At 64.1% G+C, this 19,130-nt stretch carries 16 protein-coding genes, 1 tRNA gene and 1 pseudogene; 8 read left to right on the plus strand and 10 right to left on the minus strand.

What is annotated here, in order from left to right; translation table 11 throughout:
• Window positions 1–32: 32 nt before the first annotated feature.
• The 6 genes and pseudogenes from xrtS to AB0323_RS21520 all read right to left on the minus strand — a co-directional run bounded on the left by xrtS (window position 33) and on the right by AB0323_RS21520 (window position 6,236).
• Window positions 33–599 (minus strand): exosortase S, encoded by a 567-nt coding sequence (gene xrtS, locus AB0323_RS21495; protein WP_366179147.1) that lies wholly within the window; start codon window positions 597–599, stop codon window positions 33–35.
• A complete protein-coding gene (locus AB0323_RS21500; RefSeq protein ID WP_366179148.1) occupies window positions 599–1,960 on the minus strand; it encodes a glycosyltransferase family 2 protein in 1,362 nt (453 codons plus the stop codon). The genes xrtS and AB0323_RS21500 overlap by 1 nt, the downstream gene beginning before the upstream one ends.
• A gap of 98 nt (window positions 1,961–2,058) precedes the next feature.
• Window positions 2,059–2,244, minus strand: coding sequence for a hypothetical protein (locus AB0323_RS21505; RefSeq protein ID WP_366179149.1), 186 nt, complete (start codon window positions 2,242–2,244; stop codon window positions 2,059–2,061).
• Between the two features lie 44 nt (window positions 2,245–2,288).
• The gene (locus AB0323_RS21510) at window positions 2,289–3,575 is read right to left on the minus strand and encodes a choice-of-anchor G family protein (protein WP_366179150.1); all 1,287 of its coding nucleotides are present in this window, start codon (window positions 3,573–3,575) and stop codon (window positions 2,289–2,291) included.
• 130 nt (window positions 3,576–3,705) lie between these two features.
• Window positions 3,706–4,795 (minus strand): annotated as a pseudogene (gene wecB, locus AB0323_RS21515) (UDP-N-acetylglucosamine 2-epimerase (non-hydrolyzing)).
• Window positions 4,796–5,393: 598 nt separating this feature from the next.
• Complete coding sequence (locus AB0323_RS21520; protein WP_366179151.1) at window positions 5,394–6,236, minus strand: inositol monophosphatase; 843 nt, start codon at window positions 6,234–6,236, stop codon at window positions 5,394–5,396.
• Between the two features lie 33 nt (window positions 6,237–6,269).
• Between AB0323_RS21520 and AB0323_RS21525 the strand changes: the two genes are divergently transcribed.
• Window positions 6,270–6,896, plus strand: a complete 627-nt coding sequence (locus AB0323_RS21525) for a hypothetical protein (RefSeq protein WP_366179152.1) — start codon at window positions 6,270–6,272, stop codon at window positions 6,894–6,896.
• A gap of 34 nt (window positions 6,897–6,930) precedes the next feature.
• Here AB0323_RS21525 and AB0323_RS21530 read toward each other — a convergent pair whose 3' ends face one another.
• The gene (locus AB0323_RS21530; protein WP_366179153.1) at window positions 6,931–7,965 is read right to left on the minus strand and encodes a hypothetical protein; all 1,035 of its coding nucleotides are present in this window, start codon (window positions 7,963–7,965) and stop codon (window positions 6,931–6,933) included.
• Between the two features lie 171 nt (window positions 7,966–8,136).
• Between AB0323_RS21530 and AB0323_RS21535 the strand changes: the two genes are divergently transcribed.
• The gene (locus AB0323_RS21535; RefSeq protein WP_364539238.1) at window positions 8,137–8,433 is read left to right on the plus strand and encodes a hypothetical protein; all 297 of its coding nucleotides are present in this window, start codon (window positions 8,137–8,139) and stop codon (window positions 8,431–8,433) included.
• A 76-nt stretch (window positions 8,434–8,509) separates the two neighbouring features.
• Here the strand turns inward: AB0323_RS21535 and AB0323_RS21540 are convergent, their stop codons facing one another.
• The 3 genes from AB0323_RS21540 to AB0323_RS21550 form a co-directional block, all read right to left on the minus strand.
• Window positions 8,510–10,030 carry an EAL domain-containing protein gene (locus tag AB0323_RS21540; protein WP_366179154.1) on the minus strand — a complete coding sequence of 507 codons (1,521 nt, stop codon included), beginning with the start codon at window positions 10,028–10,030 and terminating at the stop codon, window positions 8,510–8,512.
• A complete protein-coding gene (locus AB0323_RS21545) occupies window positions 10,020–10,466 on the minus strand; it encodes an STAS/SEC14 domain-containing protein (RefSeq protein ID WP_366179155.1) in 447 nt (148 codons plus the stop codon). Before AB0323_RS21545 ends, AB0323_RS21540 begins: the two co-directional genes overlap by 11 nt.
• Before the next feature lie 277 nt (window positions 10,467–10,743).
• On the minus strand, window positions 10,744–11,508 hold the full coding sequence (locus tag AB0323_RS21550) for a hypothetical protein (RefSeq protein ID WP_366179156.1): 765 nt from the start codon (window positions 11,506–11,508) through the stop codon (window positions 10,744–10,746).
• Between the two features lie 154 nt (window positions 11,509–11,662).
• Between AB0323_RS21550 and AB0323_RS21555 the strand changes: the two genes are divergently transcribed.
• The 6 genes from AB0323_RS21555 to AB0323_RS21580 all read left to right on the plus strand — a co-directional run bounded on the left by AB0323_RS21555 (window position 11,663) and on the right by AB0323_RS21580 (window position 19,013).
• Window positions 11,663–11,735, plus strand: a tRNA-Arg gene (locus AB0323_RS21555).
• Between the two features lies 1 nt (window position 11,736).
• A complete protein-coding gene (locus tag AB0323_RS21560; protein WP_366179157.1) occupies window positions 11,737–12,192 on the plus strand; it encodes a DUF6314 family protein in 456 nt (151 codons plus the stop codon).
• Window positions 12,189–12,602 (plus strand): NUDIX domain-containing protein, encoded by a 414-nt coding sequence (locus AB0323_RS21565; RefSeq protein WP_366179158.1) that lies wholly within the window; start codon window positions 12,189–12,191, stop codon window positions 12,600–12,602. Before AB0323_RS21560 ends, AB0323_RS21565 begins: the two co-directional genes overlap by 4 nt.
• A 149-nt stretch (window positions 12,603–12,751) precedes the next feature.
• The gene (locus AB0323_RS21570; RefSeq protein ID WP_366179159.1) at window positions 12,752–14,773 is read left to right on the plus strand and encodes a glycosyltransferase; all 2,022 of its coding nucleotides are present in this window, start codon (window positions 12,752–12,754) and stop codon (window positions 14,771–14,773) included.
• On the plus strand, window positions 14,770–18,084 hold the full coding sequence (locus AB0323_RS21575) for a response regulator (RefSeq protein ID WP_366179160.1): 3,315 nt from the start codon (window positions 14,770–14,772) through the stop codon (window positions 18,082–18,084). The genes AB0323_RS21570 and AB0323_RS21575 overlap by 4 nt, the downstream gene beginning before the upstream one ends.
• Window positions 18,081–19,013 (plus strand): diguanylate cyclase, encoded by a 933-nt coding sequence (locus AB0323_RS21580; RefSeq protein WP_364539262.1) that lies wholly within the window; start codon window positions 18,081–18,083, stop codon window positions 19,011–19,013. The genes AB0323_RS21575 and AB0323_RS21580 overlap by 4 nt, the downstream gene beginning before the upstream one ends.
• Window positions 19,014–19,130: the final 117 nt, after the last annotated feature.

The following is a 19,130-nucleotide window of genomic DNA, read 5'->3' on the forward strand; positions in this document are numbered from 1 at the left end:
CCGCAGCCCCCGACCCAGCGCGTTTCGCCAAGCTATGCGGCACGCCGCCCCCGGTCGGTCTTGCCCGCACGGACCAGGACAATGATGGCCGCCACAAAACCGGTGATCACTACAAAAGAACCGAGGAAATGGTGCATGAGGCTGAAACCCTGCTCGCCCCATGCCTGCTGCGCGCCCGCAATCATGAAGAACCTCAAGCCGTTGCTGACAATGACAATCAGCAAAGCCAAAGCGGCGGCGCGGGCCAACCGTGGCACAGCGATGCGGCCCATGAGGAACAAAACCCCGGACAAGGCCAGGATGGGGGCGATCAGTACCGCGCTGGAGCACAATCCGGTCACCATCAGGCCGAAGGGTTGCCCACCGCCGATGTTGTGGAAGATGACGTCACGGACGCTGTAGGCCGAGCCTCCGAGCATCCGGTCGAACACCCAGGCCATGGCCCAGGCCTCGGAACTGCGGATGCTTTCCTGGTGCAGCATGGCCAGGGTAGCCGCCGCCAAACATGCCAGGCCGGGGAGAACCCCGCCCTGGCTCGAGCGGAGCCTTGCGGCGCGAGGACCTTGCGGCCCTGCGGAGTATTCGACCCTCGTGGGCATTAGGATTCCTTCGCTAACAGCTGGGCGTCGTTCTCGTTGTTGCGCCGGGTTTTCGCCCAGCCGTGGCGTCCTGTGACCAAGCGGTATGTTGCCCTCAACACGGACACGTAGTTCTGGTACATGTAGAGCCAGTAGCCGACTCCCCATAGGACTCCTACCAAGCGGCTCTTGTCCGGGGCTGCCTGCTTGCGGTAGACGGGACCCCACAAGGCGAATGGGGCGATGCCCGTGACGAAGATGAGCGGGACGATGAACCAGGACGCTGCCAGCCAGGCCTGGAATCCGCCCATTGTCAGGGAGCCCTGGGCCACCATCGTGATGAACAGCGTGGGCCACAAGACGAGGCCGAGGATCTGGATGAACGGTTGGACCAGGAAATAGCTGCATTCGATGGCCCCGATGTTGCTGAAGTACGGAGACTCGAATATTCGGCCCAGATAGCTGCTGCATTGCATTCCGCCGTGGCACCAGCGGGTCCTCTGGGTCAGCAGTCGGCGAAGCCCCGGAAGTGCCTCCTGCGAAACGTGGGCGTCATGCATGTATACGGTCTTGTAGCCGCTCAGCATCACGTGGATCGCAAGCTCGTAATCCTCCAGGAGGGCTCCATGCCATGGTTGCCCGGAGGTCCTGGCAATCGCGTCGAGGGCGGAGAGCCGGGTGAACTGCCCGTTGCCGCCCAAGCCAACAGTCAGGGTGTGGCGGCGGAGCGACTGCATGGCGGCGATGGTGGTGCGGAACTCCATGTCCTGCATGAGGATGAGGTACCGGGCGAAGCCCTGCCTCACGCGTCCGAATCCAGTAGCGGTCTTCAATGCCGGGTCATCCACGTTGGACATCCACACAGCGGTCTGCGCGGCTCCCACCTCAGGATCCCCGAAGGCAAGTGGTCCGGCGGCCTGCCGGAACGCGTTTTCGGACATAAGCCCATCGGCGTCGAGCACCATGACGATCACTGTTTCGCGATCGGCGCCGGAAGGCAGCCAATCGTCCAAGGCCCGGTACGCCGCGTTCAGCGCGTCGCCCTTTCCTGAACGGGCGTCCGGGAGAAACCGGCGCACAAGGTGAACCAAGGGGTCGGTCATGGATGCGCTCTGCACGATGTGGGCCGTGGCGTCTTCGCTGGCATCGTCCACAACCCAGACATGAGCTTCGGGAAATTGTCCCCGCAGCTTCGCCAGGGTATTCCCGATTACTGTTTCCTCGTCGCGGCACGGTATGAACACGTGCCACATGAAGCCCCCAGGTGTTCCCTCCGGATCGGGTGTCCTGCGCAGGAACGGAACCAGGATCACGCTGATGTACGCCAGGAACACCACCAACAGCACGAATGCCAGAGCTTGCGCGGACTCGAGTACTGACATGTCTCCCCGATAGTGCTTTGAGGCTGTTTACGGCCGTTTCAAGAAAAGTTGAAGCAGGGCGGCCCCCTGAGGTAGGGCCGCCCCGCGGGATGACGCAGTCAGAAATCCTTGCGGCCTGCAGCCCGCTTCGCGGTCTTGAGCCTGCTGTTGCGCAGGACCACGAACCCGGCGATCAACAACGCAATGGCCAGAAGGATGACCCAGCCAAGGGCCGGTGCTCCGGTAACAGCGAGCGTTCCGCCGCCCGCCACCGCTCCCCCTGTCGTCGCACTATTTCCGTACATGCTGACTGTTCCTTCCGTCGTTCTTCTCTAGCGGGCAGGCGCCATCAGACGGCCACAATCGCGGTCCGACGGCGTGCGCGGAAGAACAACCAGCCAACAAGCGCAAGCAATCCCACTGCGCCCCCGATAGCCAAGCTGTCCTTGTTGACCAGCGGGATTGCCGCGGCAAGCAGGTTCGGACCGACGGAGGCGTTGGCCAGATTGACGGTGGCGATGCTGCCGCCGGCTATGCCCACTTGGAGCGCACGCTCGGTGAAGATGCCGCCGTTTGTCTGCTGTACGTTGACCTTGGCCGAGACCAGCGCGGTGAGGGCGTTGGACAACGGGGTCACGATGGTCGAGGACATTCCCGACACGACGCCGTTCAGGGCTGTGGTCAGGACGGCCAGCGCGGGGGTCGCAGTGATCTGCGCAATCGGTCCGAGCGCGTTGACTGCGGCGGTCGCGCTCGCCAGCGTGGAGTTGACCACGCTGGTGATCTTGGCGGCAACAGCCTGCGGCAGGAACGAAACGAGGTCCGTGCCAGGGGGCAAGGCGTTCAGGCTCGGCACACCGGCAACGGCCAGGAGATCTGCCTCCGTGAGGGAGATCGTCCCAGCTGCAACAGGATTCGCCACAGTGACGCCCAAGGGACCCAGGACAAGGTTGGCGGTGTTGATGGCGGCGCCAACAGTGCCGGCAACTCCGCCAATGACCGTTCCGCCAAGATCAGCCGATACGCCCGCAAGGGAATAGGCGCCGGCGGGAGCTGCCCCCTGGTCCTGTTTGGCGGCGGCGGCCAGCGTGGTGATCTTCAGATCCAGGTTCACGAGATCGGCGCCACCAAGGATGTTGGCGGTGCCCGCCTTGATCTCAGCCGCCGGGATGCCGGGGCTTCCCGACGTCGGCAGGCCGCCGGGCAGGGTGACGAGGCCCGGCGCTCCGGAGACCGTACCGGAGAACGCCGCGGAGGATCCGTCATTGACGGCCTTGCCATACTGGCTGACGGCGCCCAGTTGGATGATTCCGTTGTTGCCCAGCAACGGAATGTTTCCCGCACCGACGTTCACAACGCCGAAGGCGGCGGAAAGATCGAGCGGAGTGCTGTTTTCGATGACCGCCGGGCCGGATGGCGGTGTGCCGATCTGTTGGGCTGTTGCCGCGCCGTTGGATGCCACACCCGCAAAGTTCGGCATCGCAAGGACACTGCCGTCAATGATCTGTCCGCTGCCCGAGGAAATAACGTCAACGGGTCCGGCCGTGGCTGCTGGTGCCGTAACCAGGCCGAAACCCAGCGCTACGACGGCGCTGACACCCACCGCTGCGGACCATGTCCTGTGTCTCGTTTTCAAGTATTGCCCCCTCGTGAGAGTTGCAATCACGCCGGGCGCGCTGCAACTGAAACCTTGGAGGACACACGTCCCCCCGTGGAGAAAGTAAACAAGGCCCGCGGCGAGCGCTTCCCGAGGGTACCCGAATGGGTTAAGCGACGAAGTCCGGGCGTCGCTGACCCAGTCCCAACATGGAGTCGATGGCCGCCACGGCACGGGCGGCCGCGCCGCCGTCGCCGTAAGGGTTCACTGCCGTGGCCATCGCCGAATACAGCGCGTCGTCCCGCATCAAAGCGTCGACGGCGTCCACGATGGTTTGCTCTTCCGTCCCGACGAGCCGGGCCGTGCCTGCCGCCACGGCTTCGGGGCGTTCGGTGTTCTCACGCATTACCAGGACGGGCTTCCCGAGGGCCGGCGCCTCCTCCTGGACCCCGCCCGAGTCCGTGAGGACCACGTGGCACAGGCTCAGGAGTTTGGTGAATTGCAGGTAGCCGAGGGGTTCCGTGACGGTGATGTTCGGGACGCGATCGATTTCAGGCAGGACCGCTGCCCGCACGGCTGGATTCCGGTGCAGGGGAAGGACTATTTCCACGTCCGGGCACCGGGCCGCGATGCGCGCGAGCGCCCTGCCCACGCCCGCCATGGCCTGGCCCAGGTTTTCGCGGCGGTGGAGAGTCACCAACAGGATTCTGCGGCCTGAATCCGTGATGGCCCGGAGTGCGGGTTCGGCAAACTCAACGTCCCGTTTGACACTCCCCAGCAGCGCGTCGATGACGGTGTTTCCGGTGACCGCGATGTGCTCCGCCGGAATGCCCTCGGACAGCAAATTGTCCCTGCCTATGGACGTTGGCGCGAGATGCAGCGTGGTGATTTGCCCGAGCAAGCGGCGGTTCGCTTCCTCTGGAAATGGTGAGTTCAGGTTACCGCTGCGCAGGCCGGCCTCAAGGTGGACCACGGGAATTCCCTGGTAGAACGCTGCCAGCCCAGCGGCCATGGCGGTGGTGGTGTCACCCTGGACCACTACCGCGTCCGGCCTGACCTCGCGGAGGACTTCCGTGACTCCACGCAGTGCCTTTTCCGTGATCCCGGCAAGGGTCTGGCGGGGCTTTGTTCAGGTCATGCTCCAGGTGGACGCCGAAGAGCTCGTTGACCTGGTCCAGCATTTCCCGGTGCTGCCCGGTCACCGCTACCGGCGCCTTGTAACGGCCGGTTGCACGCAATGCATGGACCAGCGGCGCCATCTTGATGGCCTCCGGACGGGTGCCGTAAACGAGCAGGACGGTGCGGTTATCCAAATGTTCCCCCTGGGCTTGAGCTGCCGTCCGGAGATTAGCAACTGCCCAGCCTCCTGCGGGGGGTACTCCCCAATAGGGTCAATCCCCTCCGGTGGACATGCCCCCTCTTTGCTTGAACCACTGGACATAACAGCACTATGTCCACCCCTCAAACCAGGGACAGCGCATGCTCACCCGAACCGCAGCACTATGTCCACCCATCAAGCCAGGGAGAGCGCATGCTCACCGGAACCGCAGCATTGAATGACCACGGCACCCCAAACTCCGCACCACCACCAAGGGACATGCCCCCTCTCTCCTTGAACCACTGGACATAACAGCACTATGTCCACCCCTCAAACCAAGGAGGGCGTATGCTCAGCGGAACCGCAGCACTATGTCCACCCATCAAGCCAGGGAGAGCGCATGCTCACCGGAACCGCAGCGTTGAATAACCACGGCACCCCGAACTCCGCACCACCTCCAAGGGACATGCCCTCTCTCCCCTTGAACCACTGGACATAACAGCGCTATGTCCACCCCTGGCACCAAGGAGAGAGCATGCTCAGGCGAACTGCGGAACCGAGGTGAGTGCCGCGCGCAACTCGCGGACCGCCGTCGGGCCTCCCGCAAGGAACCAGTCCAGGCCGTTGACGCGTACGACGTCGGTGTCTCCGCCGGCCGCGCGGACGATCGCTTTGCCGGGGAGCCAGTCCCACTCCGGGCAGCTGTGTTGGAACCAGCAGCCCAGTTCGCCGTCGGCCACCCGGCCGAGATCGCAGGAGCCTGAACCGAACATCCGCAGGGACGCTGCGGAGACCGCTGCCGCGTGCCAGGGCATGGCAGCGCGGGGATCGGCAAGCCAAGTGGGGTGGATGTAGGTCGCGGCACCGAGTTGGCCGAGTGCTGCCCCCGACGGTCCCGGGATCCGTTCGTCGTTGAGGGTCGCGGGGCGGCCTTCGCCGCCGGTCCAGAGCTTGTCCAGCTCCGGCTGATAGATCGCCCCGAGAACGACGTCGGCATCCGAAGCGGCCCCGGGTGATGCCGTGCCCTCGTGCTTCAAGGCGATCGCAGAGCACCAATACGTGGAGCCATGCAGGAAATTGTAGGTACCGTCCACGGGGTCGATCACCCAGGTACGGCCACTGCTTCCTGCCACCGAGCTTCCTTCTTCACCCAGGATTCCGTCGTCCGGGCGGCAACGGCGCAGTTGCTCGAGGACGTAGGCTTCAGCCGCATGGTCAGCGGCGGTCACCACGTCCGAAACCGAGGTCTTCCGTTCTCCCTGCAAGCCGCCCATCCGCATCAGGAGGGCAAGCTGCCCGGCTTCGCGGACCAGGGCCGCAGCGAGTTCGTAGTCGTCGAGCGAAGGATCAAGTTCTGTGGCGGAGTGCCTGCCAGTGGTCATAGGTCCAGCTTATGTGGCGGGATAATGAATGACATGGCCAAGACCCCAGCCCAACGCATCAAGAAGCATGGCGCCAATGCCGCCGTCCCCCAGCACCACTTGCCGTCGGTGATCAATCCCACCACCCAGAGGACCCCCGAGAAGGCGCAGAACAACGGCCGCCTCATAGTGATTGCCGGGGTGGTGGCCAGCCTTTTCCTGTTCTGGTACGTGCACCTGCTGACGCTGAACCAGATGACCCAGTTGTCCGGCGGCATGGCCATGCCCGATTCCCTCATCGGCGGGTTCTCCACCGACTACGTCCATCAATTGCGCGGCGCCATGACGGACGACGCCCGCGGACAGCTCAGCTACATCCACAAGACCGCCGGAACCTTGTTTCCGTTGATCTTCGGCTTCACCTGGCTTCTGCTGATCGGCACCAACGTGGCCGGAAAGGCACTGCGCTGGGCCTTGTGGGCTGCTCCCCTGCTGTTCGCGGTGGTCCGCTTGTGGAGCAACGTGGCGGTTGACGCTGCGCTGGGATCCGCAACGCCCGACGCCGGCCAGGTGGCTTTGGCTTCCACGCTCACCGTTGCGGGCTGGGTGCTGTTCCTGCTGAGCCTGTTAGCTGGCGGCGCGGCAGTGTTCCTGGGGCGGCGTTCCAAGAAGAGCGCCTAACTAGAGCGCCTAAGAGGGCCAGCGCCCCCACGCCCTATTCCGTATCGGCCCCCGGCGCGAGCATCTCCCGGGCTTGGAGGGCCCGCTGGTGGGCGCCGGCTTTGTCGAAGCGGTCCGCCGCCTCGATCAGGCTTTCCTTCGCCGCCTGCGGGCTCCCGGTATCGGCTTGGGCGCGCGCCATCAAAAGAAATATTTCTCCCGCGATCTGCGAAGGCAACTGGCCGGCGCTGCGGCTGATTTCCTCCAGCAGCTCAAGTGCCGCCGGGGCGTCTCCCGCCAGATAGTTCCAATGCGCGCGGTTGAGGCGAAGCAGGAGAATTTCCTCTTCGCTGCCCCCGACGACATCCGTGGCGAGTTCGGCACGTTCTATGCACCGCAGGGTGGCGGCATCTGCCACTTCCGCGGCCAGCCTCATCGCTGCCGATGCCTTGTTGAATTTGGCCCAGACATCAAGGTTCCGCGAAGGCGAGAAGGTCTCCGCGGCCAGCTCATGATAGTGGAGCCCCTCGTCGACCTTGTCGCAAAGGAAGGCCACATTGCCGATGACCCAGTACGCCTTGCCCGCCAACTGGTCATCCATTTCATCGGAGATTCTTTCCGAGAGGGACAGGCATTCCTCCCATGCCTCCTCAAGTTTTCCGGATTCGCCGAACGCCGCGATCAATGCCTGCCGTGCATGGACATCGATTTCCATGTCTGCGTCGTCGTCGACCAAGCCGACTGCCGACGCCGCAGCCGAGGTGGCCATCTCCAGGAGCCCCTCACCCCGCAGGGAGTTCGCCATCAGGATCAGTGCCCGGGCCCGGTGTTGGGGTGAAGCCACAGCCAACGATGCCTCGGAGAGGGATCTTGCCAGCGCGGTGCTCGCAGCGAAATCACCTGCGTCGAGAAGGTTCTCTGCTTGAAGGAAAGTCATGTTCCACCATCCGGCGGAATCGCCCTCATCAAGGGCAATATCAGCAGCCGAGCGCGCACCATCGGCAGCCTTGGCGAAGTCGTGGCTAGCCCGGTGCCCTCTCGCCTGCAGCTCCGCGGAGGCGTATGACGGCGCAACCTTCTTTTCTCCCATGGCTCCATTATGTCTCCGGGAACCGCGTCAAAGGTGCGGGCGGACGAATAGCACGATTTTGGGAGATGTGGACAAAGGATTGATGACACGGCGTGTCGTTACTCTTATAATGAGCATGCTTCACTTCGTTCACTCCAGTCGCATCAGTCACACACCACCAGGAGCTTTCGCATGAAAAGAACTCTCGCCGCCCTCCTCGCGGCAGCAGCAATCTTGCTCGCAGGAATTACCGGCTCGGCAGCAGTGTCCGCCAGCAGCCAGAGCCCCTCGCAGGATTCGTCCATAGCCATTGGCTGGTGGCCGAACTTTGCTCAGGATTCGGCCCAGGCCATTGGCTGGTGGCCCAACGCCACCACCCAGGGTTCACCTGAGGCCATTGGCTGGTGGCCCAACGCCACCACCCAGGGTTCACCTCAGGCCATCGGCTGGTGGCCCAACGCCACCACCAACTCCACACCCTCCAACTAGCTACTTCTGAAAGGCACCGGACCTGAGGTCCGGTGCCTTTCCGTTGCCTGCCCTTCCCTTACCGGACGAGGCACGCTCAGGTGGCGCGCAGCAGTTCCACGAATTTTTCCGCTGCCATGGGCCGGCCAAAGTAATACCCCTGGCCACTGGCGCAGCCCAGTCGGGCGAGCTCAGCCGCCTGCTCCGCTGTTTCGATGCCCTCGGCAACGGCCTGCATTCCGCATGCATGAATGAGCTGGAGAACAGCCGCCACAAAATCCCGTTCCTTGTCGTCCGCGCCCAGGCCTTGGATGAGCGAGCGGTCGATCTTGACCACGTTGACGGGAAGGTTGCGCAGGTAGCTGATGGACGAATATCCAGTGCCGAAATCGTCGATTTCCAAGCGGATACCCAGACGCCTGAGGCCGGTCAGAGAGTATTTGTCGATGTCGCTGCCGTTCACCGCCATTGACTCCGTCAGCTCGATGACCAGCTTGGAAGCCTCTACTCCGGTTTCGGCGAGCACTTCGCGCACATGCTCGATCAATTCCAGGCTTTGCAGTTCCGTTGTCGAAATATTGACGCGCATGCTGAAGTCTTCGTCCACGCCTGGGCCGTCCTGCCACTCACGCAATTGCTGCATCGCCCGCCGAAGAACCCAATAGCCGAGATCGATGATGATTCCGGTTTCCTCGGCCAGGGGGATGAATGCATCCGGCATCAACAATCCCCTGTCAGGGTGGTTCCACCGCACCAGCGCTTCAGCGCCTTCAATCCGGCCCGAGGCCAACTCGACAACAGGCTGGAAGTGGAGGACCAGCTGATCTGTCCGGATGGCTTCACGCAGCTCGGAGATCATGAGTCCTTGGAGTCGGCGCGCGTACAACAGGGCGGGCTCGAAAACCCTGACGCTGCTCCCCGGCTCGGCCTTGGCCGCATACATGGCCGTATCGGCTTCCATCACGAGGTCGTCCACGGACTGTCCTGGCTCGGCAACCCGGAGCCCGATGCTGGTTCCGCAGATGATCCGGACTTCGCCGATGTCGATGCTCTCACCGACGGCCCGGAGGATCCGCTTGGCAACGCCCCGCGCGTGAGCCGCATTGGATTTGGGCAGCATGACGGCAAATTCGTCCCCGCCGAGCCTGGCCACCATGTCAGTGTCGCGGACCGCGGCGAGCAGGCGCCTGGCAGTGACCTTCAAGACGGTGTCCCCTGCGCCGTGCCCCAACGTGTCGTTGATCCCCTTGAATGAGTTCAAGTCCAACACGAGCAATGCGGGTGGGAGCTCGCCCCGTTCGGATTCGACGAGTTCATGATTCAGCGCCCTTTCGAGCGCCGTGCGGTTTGCCAACTGGGTCAGCGGATCAGTGAGCGCCATCCGTTCGAGTTCGATCTGGGCCTCACGCAGCATGGCAGTTCGGCTCTCGACCCGTTCCTCGAGCTCCTGGTAGATGGCTTGCAGATCGTCCGCCATGAGGTTGATCCCGGTAATGACAGCAGCCACTTCGTCCCGCGGGCCGGAAACCGGGATCCTCGTGCTGAGGTCGCCGTCCGCAATCCGGACCACCCCTTCAACAAGGGCAAGGAGCCGAGGGTCCTGAGGCTCACGATTCACGGTGGTGCTCTCTCAACCAATCACGGGCTTCCGCCTCGGAAGTGAAGAACCGCCCCGGAAGGGAGCCCGGCTTCGCGCGCAGGAGAAAATGCGCGATCACCCGGTCCACAGGGCTCTCCCCCAAGAGGGCACACGCTGAAACGACCACGGAATTCGAGTACGTCAGGCGCGCGTCATCGGTGACGGACAGTACTCCGGTCACCCTGAGCAGGAGCGGAAGCCTTCGTCCGTCCGCGAACATGCGAACGGCCGCCGCGGCCGCCCGCGCTTCCGGCGAGCGCACTACCGTGTTCGGCGGCAGGGTGACTTCGACAATCCCGTCCTCAGCCAAGTCAACGGTGATCTGATCGGCAGGGGCCGGCACGTCTTCGGATGAAGCCTCCAAGGCGTCATCGGGAAGCCGGGAATCCCAGGCGGGCAGGGTCTGGGCGCTCATCGCGGCGTGGCCTGCCGCCGTCGGGCGATCGGCCCGTAGGGGTTCATAAGGGCGCCACCCGAGAGCTCGGAAGCTGCCCTTATCGGGAATATATCGCCTGCGTGTCCCGGACGACGCAGAACAAGCTGATGAGTCATGGGTCCTATGTTCTGCCGTGTCGATCAATCTAGTCTGCGCCAAGACTGCGTGGAACCCTCAGCCCGGCGCCATTCCGGTGAGTGCACTCATGATAGTGCAAAGATTGCCCGCCCGCTGACATGAAGCTACCCTCGAAAACTCAGCGTTTTGCAAGCCGCGCCGCCGTTCGCCGTACTTCCCGGACCCTTTGCGCCACCACTAGCCCGGCGGCGGAAAATCCGATCGTGACCGGATAGGCCATCACGCGTTCCAAGGTTCCAGGCTCGGGGACTTCCATCCTCGTCAGGCCACCGGCCACGAGGGCGCCCAGCGTCAACGTCCCGCACGCCATGATGAACCAGCTCATGGACGTATGAGGCAGCCAGAGAAGCCCGAGGAGCAACAGCGCGAATGCTCCACCGATGAAGAACATGAGGGCGCCCACAAGGTGGAAGGGAGATCCTAGGTCTTCCGGCACAAAGCCAACAACCACAGTTCCCAGCCCGGAGATACCCGCCAGGACCCGGACCGCGACGGCGGCGGGCCACGCCTTGCGGTAGGCAGCACCCTGCAGGATGCGCACGCCGGGACGGGCAGCTATGCAGAGCAGCGCCGAACTGAGCAGCAGCGCCCCGAAAAGCATGCCGAGGCCCTGCACCACAAAGGAGGCATTCATGAGCAGATGCAAGGGCGAACAGACGTAGCGGTGCTCGTAGATCCCGCACCTGAGCGCGCCCAGATCGCTGATGAAACCGATCCGGCGATCGTAGGGCTCGGGACCGCGCCAGGCTTCGATCACCGCCGATTCGGCCACGAAATACTGCACCACGCTCAGCTGGGCCCAGCCGCCGATGTTCGAGCGGATGGTGCCCAGGTCCGGGAGGTGGTCGCCGAAGGCGGCCGGCGCCGTCATCTGCTCTCTCATGCGGGCCAGCCTAGCGCCAGCATACCCACGTGCCGTGCCGCCCCTGTCGCCATGCCTGCGTTGCTGCGTCGGTGTTCGAGGGCTGCCCCGGCAGCTTGTATGCTTGTATGCGTGCCCGGCCAGCGGCTCCCAGGAGCTTCCAGCACGCGCACAGGCCCTCGTAGCTCAGTGGATAGAGCACGGCTCTCCTAAAGCCGGTGTCGTTGGTTCGATTCCAATCGAGGGCACTTGAAAGACCAGCTGCGCGAATCGTCTCCGACGCAAGACCTGCGGGCCTACCTGCTGGGCAGCTGGACCGTGGAACGGTCCCTGTGGGACCGGGCGGGGGGCACCCGCGGTACGTTCACCGGCGTCGTGCGCTATTCAGGAACCCCCGACGGCGGACTCCTCCTTCGCGAGGACGGCACCATGACCTGGCCCACGCACACGGGCCCTGCCTTCCGCGAATACCTCCTGCGCCCCTCGGATTCTCCTGCCGCCATGGATGTCTACTTCCCGGACGGGAAACCGTTCCACCGCATGAGCTTCTCCGATCACGCCAACAAGGACAGCCATTGGTGCGATCCCGATGACTACAAAGTCAATTACCTCTGGGGCGGAGAGGATGCTTTCAGCTACGCCTGGGACGTCCGCGGACCGGCCAAGGATTTGCTGCTCGAATCCCGGCTAAGGAGAGAGCAATGACCAACAATCCAGCCAAGGACCTGATAGTCGTCAGCGCGGTCTGCGTCTACGACGACGCCGGACGGCTGCTGACCGTGCGCAAGCGTGGCACGGACAAGTTCATGCACCCCGGCGGCAAGCCCGAACCAGGCGAAACCGCGGCGGAGACGGCATCCCGCGAGCTGGCCGAGGAAGTCGGAATCGACGTCGACCCGGCCGATCTGGAGCCCTTCGGGAGCTGGCTAGCCATCGCCGCCAACGAGGCCGCCACGGACATCGAGGCTACCGTCTTCACCGCACCGGGCACGTGGGAAGCGCATCCTTCGGCCGAGATCGCAGAGATCCGCTGGTTGGATCTCTCGGCTGAGTTTCCGGACGATTTGGCTCCGCTCCTGACGGACCATGTCCTGCCCCTGCTCACGAAAAAGTAGGGCCTCCCCTAACCGAAACAAAGCGGTTGGTAAACACCGCCTGAACTCCCTGTTTTCCCATGAAAATCGGTCGAGAACTGGCTATAGTGATCGCACAGTTTGTTTTAACTTGATACAGGCTGCATTGTCAGATCCAGCTGGGGGATCGCATGCAATCTCTTGAACAGCGCCGACACGCCTGGGGAGACGTCGGCGCGGAAGTCCGCGGAGTACAGCCGCAGTTCCGTGACACTCCTTCGGAGGTCAGGGCCTTCTCGACGGCGGGATTGGCCGGCTGGGCGGCGCAATTGGGTTCTCCCGCGCGCGAGGCTCCGCGTTCCCGCAGAATGGCCAGGACCGGCGGTATAGCTGCGATCGCAGCGTTGTTGCTCTACCTGACGTGGCGGATCGCATTTACCATGCCGCTTGGCGGCGGGGATCTTGTCATTGCGTGGACGCTGGTGACGTTCGAGGCCCTTCCGCTGACGGGGCTGGTCCTGAAGTCCATCACGCTGTGGAACATCGACTGTTATGCGCCGGAGCCGGTTGCCGAACCACCCAATGGCATGAGGGTCGCCGTGTTGATCCCCACGTACAACGAACCCGTTGAGGTCCTTGCCCCCACCATCGCCGCGGCCTGCGCCCTTCAGCCGAGCCACGAAACGTGGGTGCTGGATGACGGAAGCCGCCCGTGGGTTGCGCAGATGTGCGCATCCTTCGGTGCAAGGGTCGTCACCCGCACCGAGCATGACCACGCCAAGGCGGGCAACATGAACCACGCATTGGAGCTCATGGCCGCAGAGGAAGCGGCCGGCAAGTACGCAATAGACATCATTGCCGTACTGGACTGCGACCACGTACCGCTGCCGACGTTCCTGACAGCCACGCTGGGATGGTTCGCCGACGAAAAGATTGCCCTCATCCAGGGCCCTCAAGCGTTCTACAACTCCGGAGCCTTCGACGACGACGGCATCTCAGGCGAACAGGGCTTGTTCTTCAACGTCCTGATGCCTTCGCGCAACGTTCCCGGCGCAGGGCCCTTCTGGTGCGGCTCAACCTCGCTGCTGCGCATGAAGGCGCTCCGCGAGGTAGGCGGGGTGGCCACCGAGACGATCACCGAGGACTTGCACACGACCCTCAAGCTCATCCGGCGAGGATGGAAGACCGTCTACCACCACCAGACCCTGGCTGTGGGCCTGGCCCCGGCGACCGCGGATCAGTACCTGCTGCAGCGCCGGCGCTGGGGCATGGGCGCGATGCAGATCCTGACGTACGAGCGACTCTGGGCTGCCAAGAGCTGGATGACCTGGCGAAACTTCCACGAGTACATCAACGGAACCTTATGGTGGCTGGAGGGCATTGCAACTTTGATTGCCTTCATCATTCCCACGGCCGTCATGGTCTCCGGCGCCCAGACCTCCACCGCCGGGCCGGTGGAGTTCAGCCTCGCCTTCGCAGCCATGTTCTGGGTCCGTTTCTGGGGCGCAAAGAGACTCATGCGCCACCAGATCCACTGGCCGACGGCGTTCGCCCTGCGGATTTTCCGGGTTCCCGTCGGGATGGCTTGCCTTTGGTGGCTCGTTTCCCGGAAGTCCCTGGAGTTTCAAGTCACCCCGAAAGGCGCCGCGGAACTTCGACTCCGCGGTAGGGCCCCGCGGATCCTCATTGTGCTGATCGTCATTGTGGCCGCGATTATTCTCTATGCGACCGCCGGAGTCTTCGGCTGGGTGCCTTGGCGGACAAGCCCGGGTTCAACGATTGCCGCCGGCGTCTGGCTGATTCTGGCCGGGGCGGTCCTGGTGCTGGGAACACTCCGGATCAGAGCCGCCGAATTCGCCACATCACGCAGGAGCGCCCACAGGGTCACAGTCAAGCTTCCTGTCACGATCGAGGGTGTCGCAGGAGAATTGCTTGACATCTCCACGGGAGGCGCCGCCGTCCAAGTGGAGGCCGACGCGCTGCCCGAGACCGGTCGGGTTCACCTCGCGCTGCCTGGGGCCGCGCCGATTGCCCTGGACGTCGTTCGGGTCTGGTCCACGTCGGGGGACGGCCGCACGGCGTCCCTGCGGGTTCGCGACGGCGACTGGAGCGCGTATCGAGGCCTCGCACTCTGGCTGTTCCATACTCCCGATGATGTCCTGCCCGGTTTTCCCCCTGGCGTCCCTGCCGTCGCAACCCGGGAGTCGGCATGAGCGGCCACAGCCTGCGCAAGCCCACCCTGGCCTGGACAGTTGCCGTCACCGCCGCGGCAGTGGCTGTCCTGGCGATCGTCCTCGGGGCAAACCAAGGGACGTCCGCGGCGCAGTCAGCCGGGGACCTCGCCATCCTCGCAGCCGCGCTGCTCGCCACAGTCAGTTGTGCCCGGGCAGCACGGAGACAAGACGAAAGCTCCCGTGCGTGGCGGGTCATGGCTTTTGCCACCTTGCTCTGGAGCATCGGCCAAGCAATCTGGACCTTCTTTGGGTTGACGCTCGACCATGACTATCCCTACCCTTCCCTGGCCGACGCCGCTTTCGTCGGCTATTCGATCCCGGCCGCGATTGCCCTCTACTTGTTCCCGCGTCCCCGGGTTTCCCGGGTTGCCTTCGTGCGTGCACTCCTGGATTCGGCAGTTATCGCGTCCGCCGTGCTGTTCATGAGCTGGGCCACCGTCCTCGGTTCCATGTACAGGGCGGAAGGCCAGGAAACCCTCGCCCATCTCACCGGTCTGGCCTATCCCGTTGCCGACATCGTGATGGTCTCCATCGTCCTCATGCTCACGTTGCGGAGGGCACCGGGAGAACGCCTCAGGTGGGTCTGCCTGGGGGGCGGGCTCCTCATCCTGGCGATCACGGACAGTACCTACGTGAAGCTGACTTCCGACAACATCACGGGGCTCACCGGGACGCCCCTGGCGGCTGGCTGGATCGCGGCCTTCCTCCTGATCGCCCTCGCCCCGCTGGTCCCCTACGCCCCGCGTCCCCGGACGGACCGGCGCCTCTACACCCTGGCGTTGGAGCTCCTCCCCTACGTCCCCGTCTTCGGTGCCGTCATGGTGGCCCCCATACGCGTCGGGCGTCCCAGCGACCCCTTCCTCCAGACCGTAGGACTTACCGTGTTGGCCCTGGCCGTCACCCGCCAGATCCTCATGATCCTGGAGAACATCAACCTCACGCGGGATCTCGAATCCAAAGTCGCCGAGCGCGCGGCGGAACTCGAAGGCTTGGGCGCGATCGTCAACTCTTCGGCGGATGCCATCGTGGGCAAGACCCTGGACGGCGTCGTCACCAGCTGGAATCCCGGAGCTGAACGGATCTACGGATACAGGGCCGCGGAGGCAATCGGCAGGAATGTTTCCTTCATCATTCCCGACGAGCTTCAGGACGAGGAAAAAGAACTCCTGGCAGCCATCAGGGCCGGCGGGGAAACTCACAGCTACGAAACAGAACGGGTCCGCATCGACGGCTCCATTGTTCCGGTCTCGCTCACAATGTCCCCGATCCGCGGAAAGGGCGGCATCCGCGGAGTCGCCACGATCGCCCAGGACATCACGGAACGCAGGGCCGCCCAGGCCGAGTTGGTGACCGCCCGGGAAGCCGCCGAGGAAGCCAGCCGATTGAAGTCGGAGTTCCTCGCCACCATGAGCCATGAGATCCGCACACCGATGAACGGCGTGATCGGGCTGACCGGGTTGTTGCTGGACACCCCCTTGGAAGAGACCCAGCGCCAATATGCCGAGGGCGTCAAGGGCGCGGGCGAAGCCCTGCTGAGCCTTATCAATGACATTCTGGACTTCTCGAAACTCGAAGCCGGCAAGGTCGATCTGGACCCCGCGCCCTTCAATCCGCGCACGCTGGTGGAGGAACTCGCAGTCCTCCTCGCCGAGACTGCACAGGCAAAAGGCCTGGAGCTGATCGCGTACTGCCGGCCGGAAGTTCCGGCGATGCTGGTGGGCGACGCCGGCCGCATCCGGCAGATCCTGCTCAATCTGGCCTCAAACGCCGTGAAGTTCACTCCCTCAGGGGAAGTCGTCATTAGCGTGAAGCTCGTGGAACAGGAATCCGCGGACGTGCGGGTACGCTTCGAAGTCCGTGATACCGGTATCGGGATCGAGGCGGCGGACCATCTCAGGCTCTTCGAGTCGTTCTCGCAGGCTGATGCCTCAACCACCCGGCGGTACGGCGGGACCGGCCTTGGACTGGCGATCTCGCGGCGGCTTACCGAGGCGATGGGCGGCGAGATCGGGGTGGACAGCTCTCCGGGCAACGGCAGCACTTTCTGGGCCACCCTGCCCTTGGCAGTGAGCGGGCCTGCCGCAGCTCCGCCGTCGATCTCGCCCGAACAACTGACGGGACTCCGGGTCCTCGTGGTGGACGACAACTCGACCAACCGGCTGGTGCTCGAGGCGCAATTGGCGGGCTGGCGGATGAAACCGGAGGCTGTCGGCGACGCCCAGCAGGGCTTGGACCGTTGCCGCGAAGAAGCCGCCGCCGGACGTCCCTTCGACATTGCGGTGCTGGACATGTGCATGCCCGGCATGAACGGCTTGGAACTGGCACACAAACTGAGCACCGACGTCGCGCTCGCATCAACGCGGATCATCATGCTGACGTCCACCATGAATGTGGACAAAGCCGGACTCGTGGCCGCCGGGGTCCAGGAGTGGTTGACGAAGCCCGTGCGCAGCTCCGAATTCTACGACCGCCTCATGCGTCTCGTCGCGAAACGTCCGATCGCGGCTCCCGCGGTTTCTCCCGCAGCCCCAGTGACCACCAGCCAACCTTCGCGGGGCCTGATTTTGGTCGTCGAGGACAACGAGGTCAACCAGCTCGTGGCCCGCAGCATGGTTGCGAAGCTCGGCTACGAGGCCGACGTCGTAGCTGACGGCAGCGAAGCAGTCGCCGCTACCGCGGCCACAGAGTATGCCGCGGTCCTGATGGACTGCCACATGCCCGTCATGGACGGCTTCGAGGCCACCAAGGCCATCCGTGCCCGGAACGATGGCCGCAGAAGGCTCCCCGTCATTGCCATGACCGCAGGCGCCCTGGATGAGGACCGTGAGCGTTGCCTTGCGGCCGGCATGGACGACTACCTGACCAAACCGGTGGACGTGGAAAAATTGGACCAGGTCCTCTCGCGATGGATCCCCGGAACACCGGCGGAAAGTGCCGGACCCGCACTCGACCCCGCGAGGCTGGACACGCTGCGTGACCTCGGCCCGGCAGACGGGCTGGGGTTGCTGCCTGCCGCGGCCCAAGCCTTCAGGCAAGACATCCAACCGAGCCTGCACGCACTCCGCCGGGCTTTGGACAACGGAAGCGTTGACGCTTTCAGGCAAGTGGCCCACAAATTGAAGGGCGCCGCGGCCAACATCGGGGCCGCCCGTGCCGCCCGGATGTGCGAAGAACTGGAACGCAGCTCATCAAGCGGCACGCCTGTCGATCCCGCACTCCTGGTGGCCCTTGAAGCCGAACTCGACCTCGTCGACAAAGCGTTGGACCAAGCCCTGTCGGTGGCCTCGTGAAGGTCTTGGTGGCGGACGACGACTTCGGTTCGCGTCTGGTGGCGAAGGCGGCAGTGGAGCAGTCCGGCCACGAATGCATCGTGGCCGCGGACGGCAGCTCCGCCTGGGAGATGTACAGGCAACACCGGCCGCAAGTGGTGGTGACTGACCTGATGATGCCCGGGCTCAACGGGCTGGAACTCTGCCGCGCCATCCGCTCCGCGGAAGAGGACTCCTACACGTACCTTGTCCTGGTCACTTCGAAGGATTCACGTGAGGACGTCGTCGCGGGCATGCAGGCCGGTGCCGATGACTACGTGGCCAAGCCCCTTGACCCGTTCGCCTTGCATACCCGGCTGTTGGTGGCGCAACGGGTGACTTCGCTGCACACGGATCTTGCACGCTACCGTGCCGCGCTCGCGGAGCAAGCCCGCACCGATCCCCTGACGAAGCTCCATAACCGGCTGAAGCTCTCCGAGGACCTGGAACAGCTGCACCAGACAAGCACCCGCTACGGAACGGACTACAGCCTGGCGATCTGCGACGTGGACAATTTCAAGAGATACAACGATCTTTACGGCCACCAAGCCGGTGACCTCGCCTTGCAGTCGGTTGCGGCCTCGCTTGCCGGCGAAGGACGCGAAAGCGACGGAATCTACCGCTTCGGCGGGGAGGAGTTCCTCTTCCTGCTGCCGGGCCAGACGGTATCCGGCGCAGAAACAAGGCTCGCGCGCGCTCTCGAGGCCGTGCGGGACCTGGGCATTGCGCATTCTGGCAATCCCTCGGGCACCCTGACCTTGAGCGCCGGTCTCTCAGCCTTTGTGCCCGACCACCGGGTCAGCAGCGAACGGCTCCTCAAAGAAGCCGACATGGCGTTGTACACCGCCAAGTCCGCCGGCCGGAACCGCGTGGAAGTCGCGCCTGAAGTTCGTCAACACACCCGGAGCTGAGACTCCCGCCCCCAAGCGTCACGTGGCGCAGGTTTTTGGCCGTGACCGACTCCCGAAACCCCGGGTTTCCGGGGCTGACTCCGGCGCCGGGCGCCAAAAAGTTGCTCAGCGTGACAC

It is taken from the genome of Arthrobacter sp. NPDC080031 (assembly GCF_040702485.1).
Lineage (GTDB): Bacteria > Actinomycetota > Actinomycetes > Actinomycetales > Micrococcaceae > Arthrobacter.

Coding starts and splice junctions, on each gene's coding strand:
- AB0323_RS21530 (WP_366179153.1), bottom strand. CDS start 7,965: ATGGGAGAAAAGAAGGTTGCGCCGTCATACGCCTCCGCGGAGCTGCAG.
- AB0323_RS21570 (WP_366179159.1), top strand. CDS start 12,752: ATGCAATCTCTTGAACAGCGCCGACACGCCTGGGGAGACGTCGGCGCG.
- xrtS (WP_366179147.1), bottom strand. CDS start 599: ATGCCCACGAGGGTCGAATACTCCGCAGGGCCGCAAGGTCCTCGCGCC.
- AB0323_RS21535 (WP_364539238.1), top strand. CDS start 8,137: ATGAAAAGAACTCTCGCCGCCCTCCTCGCGGCAGCAGCAATCTTGCTC.
- AB0323_RS21505 (WP_366179149.1), bottom strand. CDS start 2,244: ATGTACGGAAATAGTGCGACGACAGGGGGAGCGGTGGCGGGCGGCGGA.
- AB0323_RS21545 (WP_366179155.1), bottom strand. CDS start 10,466: ATGAGCGCCCAGACCCTGCCCGCCTGGGATTCCCGGCTTCCCGATGAC.
- AB0323_RS21565 (WP_366179158.1), top strand. CDS start 12,189: ATGACCAACAATCCAGCCAAGGACCTGATAGTCGTCAGCGCGGTCTGC.
- AB0323_RS21525 (WP_366179152.1), top strand. CDS start 6,270: ATGGCCAAGACCCCAGCCCAACGCATCAAGAAGCATGGCGCCAATGCC.
- AB0323_RS21500 (WP_366179148.1), bottom strand. CDS start 1,960: ATGTCAGTACTCGAGTCCGCGCAAGCTCTGGCATTCGTGCTGTTGGTG.
- AB0323_RS21550 (WP_366179156.1), bottom strand. CDS start 11,508: ATGAGAGAGCAGATGACGGCGCCGGCCGCCTTCGGCGACCACCTCCCG.
- AB0323_RS21520 (WP_366179151.1), bottom strand. CDS start 6,236: ATGACCACTGGCAGGCACTCCGCCACAGAACTTGATCCTTCGCTCGAC.
- AB0323_RS21575 (WP_366179160.1), top strand. CDS start 14,770: ATGAGCGGCCACAGCCTGCGCAAGCCCACCCTGGCCTGGACAGTTGCC.